This is a genomic window from Micromonospora sp. NPDC047730 (assembly GCF_043204765.1).
Lineage (GTDB): Bacteria > Actinomycetota > Actinomycetes > Mycobacteriales > Micromonosporaceae > Micromonospora.
On sequence record NZ_JBIDCU010000004.1, the window covers coordinates 407,718 to 422,016 of the forward strand.

Annotated in this window: 12 protein-coding genes; 11 read left to right on the top strand and 1 reads right to left on the bottom strand. The window is 72.4% G+C overall.

Annotation, left to right across the window (positions count from 1 at the left end):
* Positions 1-6: 6 nt before the first annotated feature.
* From ACGF5G_RS13870 to ACGF5G_RS13920, 11 genes are all read left to right on the top strand, one after another.
* The gene (locus tag ACGF5G_RS13870; RefSeq protein WP_393262506.1) at positions 7-501 is read left to right on the top strand and encodes a hypothetical protein; all 495 of its coding nucleotides are present in this window, start codon (positions 7-9) and stop codon (positions 499-501) included.
* 35 nt (positions 502-536) lie between these two features.
* Entirely contained in the window at positions 537-1,355 is an 819-nt protein-coding gene (locus tag ACGF5G_RS13875; protein WP_393262508.1) for a ribonuclease HI, read from the top strand.
* Between the two features lie 28 nt (positions 1,356-1,383).
* Positions 1,384-2,310 carry a hypothetical protein gene (locus ACGF5G_RS13880; protein WP_393262509.1) on the top strand — a complete coding sequence of 309 codons (927 nt, stop codon included), beginning with the start codon at positions 1,384-1,386 and terminating at the stop codon, positions 2,308-2,310.
* Positions 2,311-2,389: 79 nt separating this feature from the next.
* On the top strand, positions 2,390-2,788 hold the full coding sequence (locus tag ACGF5G_RS13885) for a DUF4190 domain-containing protein (protein ID WP_393262511.1): 399 nt from the start codon (positions 2,390-2,392) through the stop codon (positions 2,786-2,788).
* Positions 2,789-2,804: 16 nt separating this feature from the next.
* Complete coding sequence (locus ACGF5G_RS13890; protein WP_393262513.1) at positions 2,805-3,092, top strand: hypothetical protein; 288 nt, start codon at positions 2,805-2,807, stop codon at positions 3,090-3,092.
* A gap of 113 nt (positions 3,093-3,205) precedes the next feature.
* Positions 3,206-4,810 carry a TIGR02677 family protein gene (locus tag ACGF5G_RS13895; RefSeq protein WP_393262514.1) on the top strand — a complete coding sequence of 535 codons (1,605 nt, stop codon included), beginning with the start codon at positions 3,206-3,208 and terminating at the stop codon, positions 4,808-4,810.
* On the top strand, positions 4,807-6,051 hold the full coding sequence (locus ACGF5G_RS13900; RefSeq protein ID WP_393262516.1) for a TIGR02678 family protein: 1,245 nt from the start codon (positions 4,807-4,809) through the stop codon (positions 6,049-6,051). The genes ACGF5G_RS13895 and ACGF5G_RS13900 overlap by 4 nt, the downstream gene beginning before the upstream one ends.
* Positions 6,048-10,184, top strand: coding sequence for a TIGR02680 family protein (locus tag ACGF5G_RS13905; RefSeq protein ID WP_393262518.1), 4,137 nt, complete (start codon positions 6,048-6,050; stop codon positions 10,182-10,184). Before ACGF5G_RS13900 ends, ACGF5G_RS13905 begins: the two co-directional genes overlap by 4 nt.
* Positions 10,181-11,449, top strand: coding sequence for a TIGR02679 family protein (locus ACGF5G_RS13910; protein WP_393262520.1), 1,269 nt, complete (start codon positions 10,181-10,183; stop codon positions 11,447-11,449). Before ACGF5G_RS13905 ends, ACGF5G_RS13910 begins: the two co-directional genes overlap by 4 nt.
* A 75-nt stretch (positions 11,450-11,524) precedes the next feature.
* The gene (locus ACGF5G_RS13915; RefSeq protein WP_393262522.1) at positions 11,525-11,704 is read left to right on the top strand and encodes a hypothetical protein; all 180 of its coding nucleotides are present in this window, start codon (positions 11,525-11,527) and stop codon (positions 11,702-11,704) included.
* 156 nt (positions 11,705-11,860) lie between these two features.
* On the top strand, positions 11,861-12,574 hold the full coding sequence (locus ACGF5G_RS13920; RefSeq protein WP_393262525.1) for a hypothetical protein: 714 nt from the start codon (positions 11,861-11,863) through the stop codon (positions 12,572-12,574).
* Positions 12,575-13,146: 572 nt separating this feature from the next.
* Here ACGF5G_RS13920 and ACGF5G_RS13925 read toward each other — a convergent pair.
* On the bottom strand, positions 13,147-14,031 hold the full coding sequence (locus tag ACGF5G_RS13925) for a DUF4034 domain-containing protein (protein WP_393262526.1): 885 nt from the start codon (positions 14,029-14,031) through the stop codon (positions 13,147-13,149).
* Between the last annotated feature and the right edge of the window lie 268 nt (positions 14,032-14,299).

Below are 14,299 nucleotides of genomic sequence, written 5' to 3' on the forward strand. Positions count from 1 at the left end.
ACCGCCATGACCGACCAGACCAACCCGATACCGGCGCACCATTCCCAGGAACCGCGCAAGTCTGCACAACCCGGGATGCCGTTCATCCCCGAGACCTGGCCCACGCAGCCTCGACGGAGGCGCCGCAGTGTGCTGATCGTGGTAGCCGCGGTGGCCCTCGTACTCCTGGCGACTGGCATCGCTTTCGCACTCGTCAACCGGCAGTCCCCGCTCGAGGCGGCCCGCCAGGCGTGCGGGGCCGCGTCGGACGACTACGCGAGGTTGGGTGACGACGGCAGCACGTTGACCCTGCGCAGCCTCGGCAAGGAAACCAGCGGCCTGAGCCTCGACCAGCTCGAGTGCTACTGGTCCGAATTGGAGATGCCGGACTCCGTGCGAGCGGAGGTCGAAGCGACCAGGGCGCTGGACGGACGGCGGTCCGGCGAGTGGGACGGAATCCGCGCCTCGTGGAGTTACCACCCGGACAGCGGCGTCCAGATGGTCTTCACGCTCGCGGACTGATCACCACCTACCCACTCCCACGTCAAGGAGGCGTCGTGCGTCGTGACGAGTTCATCCACGCCCTGGAGTTGCTCCCCGGTCCGCTGCGCGAGCGCGCCTTCGCGCTGCGCACCTACGTACGGCTGACCCGCTGCCCGGACTGCCAGCGGATCGGCGATGCCGTGACGCTGTCCGTCACCGCGGCCCACTACGACGCGTTCGCCTCGGCCGGCCAGTTGCTCGACTCCGCCGAGCGGCTGGCCGCTGAGCACGGCACGGCCTGCCGGCCGCAGCCGCAGCCGCAGCGGGGCCGCGGCCGGGTGGGCCGCTGGGCGGGCGCGTCCGCGACCCTGGTCGCCGCGACCGACGCGAGCTGGAAGGGCCGCGCCGGCGGCATCGGGTACGTCGTCAGCGACGGCCACTACGGCCTGCGCGGCCGGCGTACGGGCCGGATGGACCCGACCGGCGCCTCGCGGGTGCTGGTCGACGAGTTGCGGGCGGTCGAGTTCCTGCTGTCGGCGTACGACGCGGTGCCGGCCGGCATGACGGTGCTGCTGGACAGCCTGAGCGCCCTGCGGTACCTGCACCGCTGGCAGGGCGGCGACACCACCGCCATGCCGGCCGGCTACAGCCTGCGGCCGCGCCGGTGGTCGGACCAGCCGACCCTCGTACGGCTCGCCGAGCTGGTGGGCCAGCGGCCGGACCTGTCGTTCGCCCACGTGCGGGGGCACAGCGGGCACGCCCTCAACGAGGCCGCCGACGGCCTGTCGCACATGGCGCGCCGCCGGGTCGGCGAGCCGTTCGACGTACACCCGCGGGCGCACGCCCTGGCCGACGCGTTCCTGCGCGACTGGCACGCCACCGTCGCGTCCTGATCCCCCACTCTCACGCCTGGAGACGGTCATGCTCCTCCCCCGCCACACCGCCACCGTTCAGTCGCCGGCCTCCTCGCTCCTGCGTCGGGCCGGGTCGCACCCGCTCACCCGCCGGGTCGGCGTCCCGCTGGCCACCGCCGCGCTGACGGCCGTCGTCCTGGCAGGCTGCGGCGACGACCCGACGGCCACGGGTAGCGCGTCCACGCCCTCGGCCAGTCCGTCCGCCACTGCGAGCCCGTCCCCGACGCCCAGCCCGACGCCGCCGCCTGACCGGGACGGCGACGGAATGCCCGACGGGCTCGACCCGTACCCGGACGACCCGAAGAACGTCCCCCAGCAGGGGCCGATCACCGTCTCGTGCGACACCGGTCAGGACTGGGATTCCGCACTCACGATCTCCCCCGGCGCGGACGGGCGCCCTGACTTCAGCCAGGTCTGGCTGGCGAAGCCGAGCTCGTGCGAGGTGGAGGGGACGGTCGCCATCGTCACCGCCACCGAGCAGGCCGCCTACAAGACGTCCGGCTACGACGACCAGGACATCTCGACGCTGTACGAGATCTGCGCCGCCGTCGACCCGGACGACGTCTACGCCGAGCCGGGGTTCGCCGCCAGTCCTGCGCAGATTGCTGAGAGAAACGGTGCCCTGACGCTCTGCCCGAAGCACCCGTACGCGAAGAAGTGGCGCGAGGCGGTCCGGCGCGGCCAGGCCGACGTCAAGCTCGAGGCGGAGGGACGACTGTTCGGGCCAGGCACCTTCCGGGTCGGCAAGGAGATCAAGCCGGGCACGTACGTCGCCACCGACGTCGAGGGCTGCTACTGGGAGCGGCAGAACAGCTCCGGCCGGATCATCGACAACTACTTCACCAACAGCGCGCGGCGGGTGCAGGTCACCATCCGCTCCTCGGACTACGCCTTCAGCTCCGAGAGGTGCGGCGAGTGGCGGCCCGCCCGCTGAGCCCCTGGTTGGCCCAGCGGAGCAACTCCCACTCCACGGCACCCGCGCCGCACATCCGTTCACCCAGACAGGAGTCACCGTGACCCACCAGTCCGGCTACGACCCGTACCGGCCTTCGCCGCCGGTGCCGGCCCTTCCCCCGCCACCAAGCCCGCGCCCGCCGTACGGCTATCCGGCGACCCATGTTGTCGTACAGGTGCCGCCGACCTCTGGCGTCGCCGTGGCGTCGATGGTGCTCGGGATTCTCGGCGTCCTCGGCGGGTGGTGCCTGTTCGGGTTGCCGTGCCTGCTCGCCGTCATTCTTGGCCACGTCGGTCTGAACGAGACCCGCAACAACGCGAAGTCGGGGCGAGGCATGGCCGTCGCGGGCCTGGTCCTCGGCTACGTCTTCGTCGCCCCGATGGTCCTGCTGACGGTCATGGTCTTCTTCGGCGGGCTGATCGGCGCGGCCACCCCCTCGACCACCCCCACCCCCTGAGTAAAGGACGACCGCCATGCCGACCGACCAGAATCGCCACCCGGAGCCGGACGACGACGTGATGCTCGGCGTGAACGCGTTCCAGATCATGGCGCGCCGGTACGTGGAAGGGCGGATCGCCGAACTTTCCCCCCGGCCCGAGGACGCCGACGCCCGCCTGCGCGGGCTGCTCGCCATCTATGAGGACCTCATGGGCAAGGGCCACCCGGATCCGCTGACGTTGCTCGCGAGCGTGCTGGGCATTCCCGTGGACACGCTGGTCGTCCATCTGCGTGCGGCCGGCCGCGACCTGCGGCCCTCGTAGTCAAGCGGCTCGCTGGCAGGCAGGCTCCGCCGCCCACGTCTTGTTCCGCTGGGCGTTGAGGCAAGCACGCACGGTGAGTCCCAGCACCGAAGATCACGCCCGACGATGCGAGGATGAACACCATGCCCCTCGGGACCGGTTCTCCGGCGCAACCGTTCGCCCACCTCCAGGCGCAGAACTCGGCGCTGTATCGGCAGATCCTGGACGCATTCGTTTCGGCGAAGCAGCGCTTCACCGTGCACCTGCGGCCCGAGGACGTCCTGATCGACATCGGGGCGGGGCCGTCGCTGGAAACCGTTCGCGCCGCCCTGGATCAGCTCGCCGAGTGGGGAAATCTGCGCGCCGACCCCGACACCGGCCGGGTGACAACGGTTGAGGACTTCCACCGGGCCCGCTACCTCTATCAGCTCACCCGGGAGGGGCACGCGGCGGAGGAGGCGATCGCCAGGTACGAGGAGGCGATCGGGCGGCGGGGCGCCCTGCAGTCGGTGGCCCTGTCCGACATCGCGGAACAGCTGCGCGGGCTGCTGGCCGTCGCCGAAGCAGCGGCGGCTGGCGAGCCGCCGGACGCGGCGAAGACGCACCTGCTGTTGCTGAGCCTCGTCGACCGGTTCACCGGCCTGGCCGCCAACGCGCAGGCCTTCATGGCGTCACTGCGCCGGACGATCGACTTCTCCGACGCCGACGTCGCGGCGTTCCTGGCCTACAAGGAGCAGCTGATCGCCTACCTGGAGCGGTTCATCGCCGACCTGGCCAACCGGGGCGCCGACATCGCGGCGCTCACCCGCCAGATCGAGGCGGTCGGCGTGACACCGCTGCTGGAGGTGGCGGCGCGCCGCGAGGCCGCCGACACCGCTCCCACCGAGGAGCACGGCGGCGCGGACGCACAGGATGACCTGGACCGGAACGCGTGGGGTGGGCACGACGCTGCCATGCGACAGGCCCTGGACACCTGGCGCCTGCGCTGGGTGGGGCTACGCGACTGGTTCGTCAGCGGCGACAGCAGCCGCCCTGCCCAAGCGCGGCTGCTGCGTACCGCGGCGATCGGTGGGATCCGGCAGTTGCTGAGCACGGTCGCCGCGATCAACGAGCGGCGGGCCGGGCGGTCGGACCGCTCGGCGGACTTCCGCCGGCTCGCCCTCTGGTTCGCCGAAGCGCCGGACGACGAGGCGGCGCACCGGCTCTGGCACACCGCGTTCGGGCTCTCCCCCGCGCGGCACCTCACCACCACCGCCGAGACCCTCGCCGCCGTCGAGGAGCGGCCCGTGCCGGCGGCCACGCCGTGGGCGCGCGCGCCCCGCCTGGAGATCAGCCCTCGGCTGCGCCGTACCGGCTCCTACGAGCGGCGGGGCGCGCCGAACCGGGTGATCGACCGGTCGGAGCAGCGTCGCGTGCTCGCCGAGCGGGTGCGCCGGGAGGCGGAACAGACCGCCCGCGCCCGGGCCGCGCTGGCCACCCCGGGCCCGATCCGCCTCTCCGAGCTGGCGGAGCTGGACTCCGCCGAGTTCCGGCTGTTCCTCCAACTGCTCGGTGACGCCCTGGCCACCCGCCGGCCGGACCAGTCGGAGGTGACCACCACGACGTCGGACGGCACGATGCTGGTCCGGCTGCGACGGGTCGACGCGGCCCCACCGGTGCGGGTCGTCACCGAGGACGGGGTGCTGACCGGGCCGGAGCATCTCATCGAGATCATCGACCTTGTCGGGGCGGCCAGGTGAGGGGGCGCGCCGTCGCCGACGACGTGCCGGAGGCGCGGCGGCGCAGGGCCGCGCGGCTGCTGCTGGCCCGCCCGCTGCTGGTCGCTGGGCTCACCGACGCGGAGACCTACCGGCTGGTCCGGGCGTACGCGGCGGAGCTGCGGGAGTGGTTCGACCGGGAGACCGGCTGGCAGGTGGTGGCCGACGCCCACACGGTACGGCTGGTGAAGCTGGCCGCCGACCCGCACGACGGCACGCATCCGGCGCGGGATCCGCGGTCGCGGACCCCGTTCTCCCGGCAGCGGTACGTGCTGGCCTGCCTGGCGCTGGCGGCCCTGGAGCGTGCCGACGGGCAGATCACGCTGGGCCGGCTGGCCGAGGAGGTGGTGACGGGGGCCGCGGAGCCGGCGCTGGCGGCGGCCGGGTTCTCGTTCGCGCTGGACCGGCGGGAGCGGCGGGCCGACATGGTGGCCGTGGTCCGGTTGCTGCTGCACTGGGGGGTGCTGCGTCGGGTGGCCGGGGACGAGGAGGCGTACCTGGGCGCCGGTGGAGACGTCCTGTACGACGTGGACCGGCATGTGATCGCCGGCCTGCTCGCCGCGCCCCGGGGGCCGTCGATGATCGACGAGTCGACTGGGCCGGGTCGGCTCGCGGCGTTGACGCTGGAGGTCGTACCGGATGTGGACGACGCCCGGAACCGGGCGCTGCGGCACCGGCTGACCCGGCTGCTGCTGGAGCAGCCGGTGGTCTACCACGACGAGCTCTCCGAGGCCGAGCGCGCCTACCTGACCAGCCAGCGTCACGCGCTGCTGACCCGGATCACCCAGTTCACGGGCTTGGTCGCCGAGGTGCGCGCGGAGGGGATCGCGATGGTCGATCCCGAGGACGAGCTTACCGACGTGCGGATGCCGGCCGAGGGGATGCAGAGCCACCTGACCCTGCTGTTGGCGGAGCACATCGCCGCCGGTGACGGGGTACGGGTCAGCGAGCTGCAGCGGCGCACCCGGGAGCTCGCTGTCGAGCACCAGACGTACTGGCGTAAGCACGCCACCGACCCGGGCGCCGAGGTGGACCTCGTCGCCACGGCGTTGGAGGCGCTACGCGCGCTGAAGCTGATCCGGGTCGAGCCGGGAGCAGACCCGCTCGTGCTGCCCCGACCGGCGGTCGCCCGATATGCCCTGGCCGCGCCGACGATCCGCGAGCCGGCCGCCCGACGGGTGGGCACCGACAAGTCCGAACGATCGAGGGAAACTGCGCGATGACCGTACCGCTGGCCGACCATCTGCCGCTCCCGGCGAAGGAACGCTGGCAGCCGTTGCGCGCCGGGCTGGTCGACATCTTCTACTACGACCAGGAGGAGTTCCACTTCCACGGCGGGAGCCTGCTACTGCGGGGCAACAACGGCACCGGCAAGTCGAAGGTGCTGGCGCTGATGCTGCCGTTCCTGCTCGACGGGGACCTGGCGCCGTACCGGGTGGAGCCCGACGGTGACCCGCACAAGCGGATGGAGTGGAACCTGCTGCTCGGCGGCAGGTACCCGCACCAGGAGCGGCTCGGCTACACCTGGTTGGAGCTCGGCCGCCGCGACCGCGACGGGGACCGCTTTCTCACCATCGGCTGCGGGCTGAAGGCGGTCGCCGGGCGGGGCATCACCCGGCACTGGTTCTTCGTCACCAGCCAGCGGGTCGGCGTCGACCTGACGCTGGTGGGTGCGACCGGCACGACGTTGACCCGGGAGCGGCTGCGCGACGCGGTCGGGCCCGCCGGAATGGTCTACGACCGGGCGGCGGACTACCGGCGGGCCGTGGACGAGGCACTGTTCGGGCTCGGCAGCCGATACGACGCGTTGGTCTCCCTGCTGATCCGGCTGCGCCAGCCGCAACTGTCGAAGCGGCCGGACGAGAAGAGCCTGTCCCGGGCGCTCACCGACGCGCTGCCGCCGCTGGACGAGAACCTGATCACCCAGGTCGCGGAGGCGTTCCGCAGCCTGGACGACGAGCGGATGACGCTGCGGGAGCTGGCCGAGACGAAACGGGCCGCCGACGACTTCCTCACCCGCTACCGGCAGTACGCGCGGGTCGCGACGCGCCGCCGGGCCGGGCTGCTGCGCCAGCAGCACAGCCGCTACGAACAGCTCGGCAGGGAACTGACGGAGGCGCAGCGGGCCTACGACCAGGCCGACGCCGACCTGACCCGGGCGTTGGCGCGCATCGACGGGCTGACGGAGCGGTCCCGGGAGCTGACCACGCGGCTGCAGGCGCTGCGGGACAGCCCGGAGGCACGTACCGCCGAGCATCTGCGCCGGCTGCAGGGCATCGCCGACGAGCGGGACCGGTTCGCCGTCCGACAGGAGGGGCGGCTGCGCGACCTGGAGGCCGACGTGGCCCGCGCCGGCCGGTCCGCGGAGGACACGACCCGGGAGCTGCAGCAGGCGCAGGACGCCGAGGACGCGGCGCGCGCGCAGGTCGAGCGGGACGCCGCGGTGGCGCGGCTGGCCGACCGGCACGCGGCGCGGGTGGTGGCCGCGCTGCCGGTCGGGCTGGCCGAGGCGGCCCGCGCCGCGGACGAACTGGTCGCCTCGCGGTCGAGTTCGCTGCGGATGCTGGACCGGCTCCGTGACGCCGCCGGCGCGGCCCGGGGTCGGGCGGACCGGGCCCGCGAGGAGGTGGACCGGCTCGACGCCGAGGTGGCCGCCGTGGACCTGCGGATCGCGGAGGCCGAGTCGGCCGCGACGGAGGCGGGTGAGCTGCTGCTCCGGCGGACCGGGGAGCACCTCGGGGGCGTGGTCGAACTGCCGGTCGGTGACCTCGACGGCGTCCTCGCGGAACTGGAGCAGTGGGTCGGCACGCTGGCGGGAGAGAACCCGGCGGCGCGGGAGACGGCGCGCGCCGCCACGGCCGCGACGGAGGCCCTCGCTCGCGCCGACGCCGCGTTGGAGGCCGAGGAACGCGAGGTCCGCGACGGTCTGCAGCGGGCCGAGGCGGAGCTGCGCCGGCTGGAGGCGGGAACGCATCAGCCGCCGCCCGTGCCGCACACGCGCGCCGACGAGGCGCGCCGGGACCGGCCGGGCGCGCCGCTGTGGCGGGTGGTGGACTTCGCCCCGGAGGTGCCGGCGTCGGATCGGGCCGGCATCGAGGCGGCCCTGGAGGCGGCCGGCATTCTCGACGCGTGGCTCGACCCCGACGGGGCGCTGCGCGACCCGGTCAGCGGGGACACCGTGCTGCGGCCCGGCGGGGCGGCGACATCGAACCTGGCCAAGCTGCTCCGCCCGGCGGTCGACCGGGCGGACCCGGCCTGCGCGGCGCTGTCGGACGAAGCAGTCACCGGTGTGCTCGCCGCGATCGGCCTCGGCGCCGACGCAGCGGTGACCTGGGTCGACGTGACCGGCGCGTTCGGCAACGGGGTCCTCGCCGGACGGTGGGCCAAGCCGGCGGCGGAGCACATCGGCGACAGTGCCCGGGAGGCGTCCCGCCGGGCGCGGATCAACCAGCTGCGGCAGGAAGCCGAGGAGCTGTCGGCGCGGCTCGCGGCCGTCGCGGGCCAGCGCGGCGAGCTGCGCCAGCGGCGGGAGCGGGTCGTCGCCGAGGCGCGGGCGCTGCCGTCGGACCAGCCGCTGCGGGAGGCCCACACCCAGGTACGCGGCGCGTACGAGACCCGCCGCGGCATCGTCGGCCGGCGGGACGAGGCAGATGCGGCGCTGGGCCGGCGGCTCGCCGAGGCGGAGGCCGCGCTGGCTGAGGCGACCGAGTTCGCCGACGACGTCGCCCTGCCGTACGACGTCGAGGAGCTGGCCGCGGTGCGGGACGGGCTACAGTCGTACCGGGTGGCCCTGGCCGCCTGGTGGCCGACCGTAAAGGGCGTGCGTGTGGCGCGCGGCCGCCGGGACGAGGCGGCCGGGCTGCACGAGGAGCGGCTGGAGCGGCTGGCGCCGGCAGCGGCCGAGGCGGCCGAGGCGCGGGACGCGGCTCGGGCGGCCCGAGTGGAGTTCGAGACGCTGGACGCCACCGCCGGCGCGTCCGTGGCGGACCTGCAGCGCCGCATCGCGGAGGCGACCGGCCTGCTGGAGGGCTGCGAGCGCGACCGTGAGGAGGCCCGGCGGCAGGAGGCAGCGGCCCGGGACGCCCGGGGTGACGCCGGCGGGCGGCGCAGCCGGCTGCAACAGGAGCTGCACGCGGCGACCGGGGCCCGGGACGCCGCTGTCGAGGGGCTGCGCGCCTTCGCCGGCACCGGCCTGGTCGACCTGGCGTGCCCCGACCTCGAGGTGCCGGACGTGGCGCAGTCGTGGGCGGCGACCCCAGCGGTGGCGCTGGCCCGGGCCGTCGAGCGGGAACTGGCCGACACCGACGACGACGACCGCCGTTGGGATCGGCTGCAGCAGCAGGTCAGCATGGATGTGAAGGCGCTGACCGACGGCCTCCTGCGGCAGGGTCACCAGGTGGTGACGACCATCCGTGAGGAGACGATGGTCGTCGAGGTCAGCTTCCAGGGGCGTAGCCGCCCCGTCGCCGACCTGGCCGCCGCGCTGGTTGACGAGATCGACGAGCGGCAGCGGATGCTCTCCGCGCACGAGCGGGAGGTGCTGGAGACGCACCTGGTCAACGAGGTGGCCGGGGCGCTCCAGGAGCTGATCGTCGGCGCCGAGCGGCAGGTCGCGGGGATGAACGAGGAGCTGGAGGTGCGGCCCACCTCGACCGGCATGCGGCTGCGGCTGCTGTGGCGGCCGACCCGCGACGCCCCGGCCGGATTGGCCGAGCTGCGCGCCAAGCAGTTGCGGCAGAGCACGGACGTCTGGAACGACGAGGACCGCCGCGCCGTGGGCGCCTTCCTCCAGGAGCAGATCAACCGGGAACGGCTACGCGACGACGCGGCGACCTGGTCGGAGCAGCTCACCCGCGCGCTGGACTACCGGGCGTGGCACGAGTTCACGATCCAGCGGCACCAGGACGGGCAGTGGCGCCCGGCGACCGGGCCCGCGTCCGGCGGTGAGCGGGTGCTCGCGGCGAGCGTTCCGCTGTTCGCCGCCGCGTCGTCCTACTACGGCTCGGCCGGCAACCCGTACGCGCCGCGGCTGATCGCCCTGGACGAGGCCTTCGCGGGGGTGGACGACGACTCCCGGGCGAAGTGCCTCGGCCTGCTGGCCACTTTCGACCTCGACGTGGTGATGACCAGCGAGCGTGAATGGGGCTGTTATCCGCAGGTGCCCGGCCTCGGTATCGCCCACCTTGCCCGGCACGACGGCATCGACGCGGTGTTGGTCACCCCGTGGCGCTGGGACGGACGCGAACGGCACCTGTTGTCCACGCCGGAGCGGCGCGCGCCACGGCAGCGGAACCCACAGCCGCACGAGCATCATCCCGAGCCGGAAACGACCCCAGGCCTATGGGACGTGCCGTGACCGACCTGGAACGGCTACGCCGGCAGCTCGGCGGAGCGGAGACCGAACGGCTGTTCCAGCGGTTACGCCGCCGCATCGCCCGGGGACAGCCGCTGACCGGCACCCTGAGCCTGGACGGGCCCAGCCCGGACGAACGGCGGGCGGTGGAACGGGTCCTGGGCCGCCCGCCCGGTCGCGGCAGCACCCTGACCATCAACCTTGACGAGCTGGATCGGATCATCCGGCGCAGCGGAATGCACCCCGGCGGCTTGGCCGGGGCGGTCGAGGCGCTGACCGGAGGCGTCGCGGTGCTCGCCGAGGTGCGGGCCGCCGAGGCCGCCGCCTGGCAGGCCGCCCTCGCACCGCTCGCCGCACTCGGCGGCGTGCGCGCCGAACTGGCCGAATGGTGCGCCGCCTCGGGCACGGCCGCGCTGCTGCGGCGACTGGCCGGTACGCCGCCGGCGGCGGCGCGGCTCGTGGCCGACCTGGTTGCCGTCCTCGCCGCGCTGCCTGCGGACGGGGAACCGCTGGCCCGGATCGCGGCCCGCACCACCGGCGACGCACACGCGCTCGACGCCGGCCGGGCACTGGAGACAGTGACCCGCTCGGCCGTCCGGGCCACCTGGTGGGGGGACGCGCCACTGCCCGAGTCAGCGGCCGAGCAACGCCGGATGCTCTGGTACGCCGCCGGGGTGTTCCTCGACGATCTCTCCTCGACCGTGCTCGCCGTCAACCTGCCCACGATCCCCGGATGCCGGCTGCACGACCTCGTCGCCCCCGCCGCCGCACTCGGGGAGCCGGTCGTCGTGACCCTGCGCCAGCTCGCTCGCGGAGAGCCCCGGTTCGCCGCCCGGACCGTGTACGTCTGCGAGAACCCCACTGTGCTGGCCGCCGCGGCCGACCAGCTCGGTGCGGCGTGCCCGCCGCTGGCCTGCGTCGGCGGCCAGCCCAGCACCGCGGCGCTGCGGCTGCTGGCCAGCCTGGTCCAGTCCGGCGCCCACCTGCGGTATCACGGCGACTTCGACTGGGGTGGCCTGCGGATCGCCAACCTGCTGCACGGCAGGGTGCCCTGGCAGCCGTGGCGCTACAGGACCGCCGACTACCTGGCCGGGGTCGCGGCCCGCACCGCCCAGCCGATTACCGGAGGGTCGCTGAGTGGCACGCCGACCGACGCGGCCTGGGATCCGGGACTCGCTGCGGCGATGCTCGCGGCCGGGGTCCGAGTCGAGGAGGAACTGGTGCTCGACAAGCTGATCACCGATTTGTCGGCGGCGACGGGACATTGAGGTCGCCGCTGTCGGGCCGTAGGCGTTGCGAAACGGCTGCAACCGCACGACGTCAATGAGTCTCGCCCGGGGATCATGGACAGGATCGCAATCGTCGGCTGCGGCGGCAGTGGCAAGTCAACCGTCGCCCGGCAGTTGGCCCGGATCTTCAATTCACCACTGACTCACCTCGACACGATCTACTACGACGAACAGTGGAACCCGGTGCAGGAGCAGTTCGCTGACCAGCAAAGGCAGCTGGTTTCATGGGAGTAGTCCTCGGTGAGGAGTGCGTCGGGTCCGCCTTGGCCGAGGCGGCGGATTTCCAGAGATCGCTCAGCCGCCCCATCCGCAGCCACCCCATCCATACGAGGGAGGTCTGAGATACTAGCATTGCCGCAGTTTGGGACGGCTCTGCTGAAACGAGGCGAAATGCGTTGGCTCCGGCGGTTCCTGGGCGGCGGGCGGGTCCAGCTCGATCCGGGGCGGCAGCAGGCACTGCTACGGGACGTTCAGTACCGGTACGGCGGCCGCGCGGAGATTCGGTTTTCCGAGCAGGTCGAGGCGGTCACCGCAATGCTGAACGGCGACGACGGATTGGTGGTGGCGGCCCGGATCGTGAGCCAGGTCGCCGACGAGGCCCACGCGGACCTACAGGCCCAGGCCAACGAAATACACCGACGGACGGGCCGGCGGCTCGTGGTGCACCGCCGGAACTACCGGCCACTGTGGATGGAGGCCGGCTCAGCCCTGCGGTGGCCACTGTTCACGTTGCCGTGCGGCTTCCACCCGTACGCGCAGGTGGCCGCCGCCGTCGCGGTGGTCGGCGGCCAGGCGCCCCGGCTCGACCAAGTGACCGAACCAAACCCGCTCCTGACCCGCGTGTTCGAGGTGCTCGACCTCACCACCGCCGGCTGGGAGTACGGCCGGGTGCGGATAGACACCGACGCTGCCGCCCTGGCGGATAGACTGATCTCGAGCGCTGGGCAGGTCCTTACAGCCATGGACGACCCGCCCCGGCTGCCACCTCCGGTTCGTGAGTGGATGCGCCGCAACAACACCTTCGACGTGCACGATCCGACCGGCCCTCGGGTGGTAGGCGTGATCAATGTGGGCGCGAGGATGCGGGAGTGTCTCCTGGCCTGAAGAACACCGAGACCATGTCAACGAGCAACGCGCTCGGCTCGTCCAGTCGCCGCTCCCCGACCTACTCGACAGTCTCCTGGCCCACATCGGCCTGAGCCTTGAACCCGACTCAACCTAACCATTGAGATACTTCTATAGCTGTCAAGGGGTGTTGGTAGCTGGGTGTGCGCCGGTCAGGGTTCTGAAGAGTTGCCGGCAGATGTAGCGCTTGAGGTTGCGCATGACCTCGCGTTTGGTGCGGCCTTCAGCGGTGCGGCGGGTGACGTAGGCGCGGGTGCGGGGTCGTGGTCCATGCGGACGGTGTAGAGGGAGCTGCAAGATCAGCTTGGAAAAGGCTCAGTGCATACGGCTGCTCATCGCAGCCGATCATGACACGCCGACGCGATCCGAGGCATCCGCTCATCAGCACCAGAGTGCGCCGGAGGCCGTCGAGTCGAGCGCACCCAGAAGCCGGCACCTTCGGAGCCGCCGAAGGGGTCACCAGGCAGGTACCCCCGATCAGCGCACTGTCGGCGCCGGGGCTGGGACGCGCCGGTAATGCGCTGGGGACGCCGCGGTCTCCGCCTGGATCGTCAGCTACGGTTCGTGGTCACATAGTCGCGGGAGGCGGTGAATTTCTCGACCGGGTCGCCGAGGATCTGCCACGGCCACTCGGTAACCAAGCCGTCCAGCAGCGCGAACGCGTGCCCGGCCGCGTCGAACTCGTCGGCCAGTTCCAAGGCCATCGCGAATGTCGCCACCCGGGGCGCCCAGCCAGGGCCGGCGGGGATGTAATCCGGGTGAAAGATCGAGTTATCCGCCGCGGTCAGAAGTTCGGCACGGACCTCGTCGGAGACGATGTACTCGTTGCCCACCTCCCGTTCAGTGGCGTGCCACTTCTCGATGTGGGCGACGGCCACCAGTTCGTGCAGGAGGCTGTTCGGTCCGGCCGCCGTTGCGGCGCCCCGGGCGAAGTCGAACATCTCCTCGTGACTGCCGGACCATTTTGCACACAGATACTGCAACCGCTGCTCGTGCGCGACCACGTGCCCCGGGTGTAGTCGAGTCACCGCTTCGAAGCGCTGCCGGGCCTCCGCCGACCCAACGCCCAGGCCCCGTGAACTGGTGACCAGCCATGCCCGCGCGGTCACGTTATCCGGTTCGCGGGTGAGTACCCTTTGCAACAACGCCTCGGCGTAGTGCAACCGCTCATGGAAACCCTTGAACTGGGCAGCAGTGGTGTATTTCGCCCGCTTGCCACCGCGTGCCTCCCACGCCCAGTGCACGGCGTGACAGCCGGCGACCAGCACGGGCAGAGTCGACTCAGGCTCGGCGTCGATCCAATCGCCGACCCAGTCCTGGATCCCGTCGACCCCGCCGACTGCCTCCATCAGGAAGGCCATCTCATCCGGATCGGCCGCCATGTCGAGCAGTTCCCGGGCGAACTTCCACTTGCGCTTCTCCAGCGCCCGGATCAAGGCCTTCCGGTGTGGGTCACCAAAGGTCGGGTCCAGGACCGGATCCTTTGGTCGCTTCGTAAACGGCCACATGCAACCCAACCCCCATGTCGTGCGCCGTACCGGCCGCCGATACTAGATGATCAGATTCGGCCGCAACTGACCGGTGCCGACCGTCGCCGTGAGGCCGGGCGCGCGTTGTCGGTGGCAGATGCGGATGTCGGATCTGCACTGACCGTCGAATGCTGCTGGTACCTTGCCTCCGCTGATCCGTGCTCGACCAGATTGG

What these genes read in the sequence shown, in the direction of transcription:
- ACGF5G_RS13870 (WP_393262506.1), top strand. Translation starts at nt 7, where the DNA reads ATGACCGACCAGACCAACCCGATACCGGCGCACCATTCCCAGGAACCG.
- ACGF5G_RS13880 (WP_393262509.1), top strand. Translation starts at nt 1,384, where the DNA reads ATGCTCCTCCCCCGCCACACCGCCACCGTTCAGTCGCCGGCCTCCTCG.
- ACGF5G_RS13890 (WP_393262513.1), top strand. Translation starts at nt 2,805, where the DNA reads ATGCCGACCGACCAGAATCGCCACCCGGAGCCGGACGACGACGTGATG.
- ACGF5G_RS13895 (WP_393262514.1), top strand. Translation starts at nt 3,206, where the DNA reads ATGAACACCATGCCCCTCGGGACCGGTTCTCCGGCGCAACCGTTCGCC.
- ACGF5G_RS13905 (WP_393262518.1), top strand. Translation starts at nt 6,048, where the DNA reads ATGACCGTACCGCTGGCCGACCATCTGCCGCTCCCGGCGAAGGAACGC.
- ACGF5G_RS13915 (WP_393262522.1), top strand. Translation starts at nt 11,525, where the DNA reads ATGGACAGGATCGCAATCGTCGGCTGCGGCGGCAGTGGCAAGTCAACC.
- ACGF5G_RS13920 (WP_393262525.1), top strand. Translation starts at nt 11,861, where the DNA reads ATGCGTTGGCTCCGGCGGTTCCTGGGCGGCGGGCGGGTCCAGCTCGAT.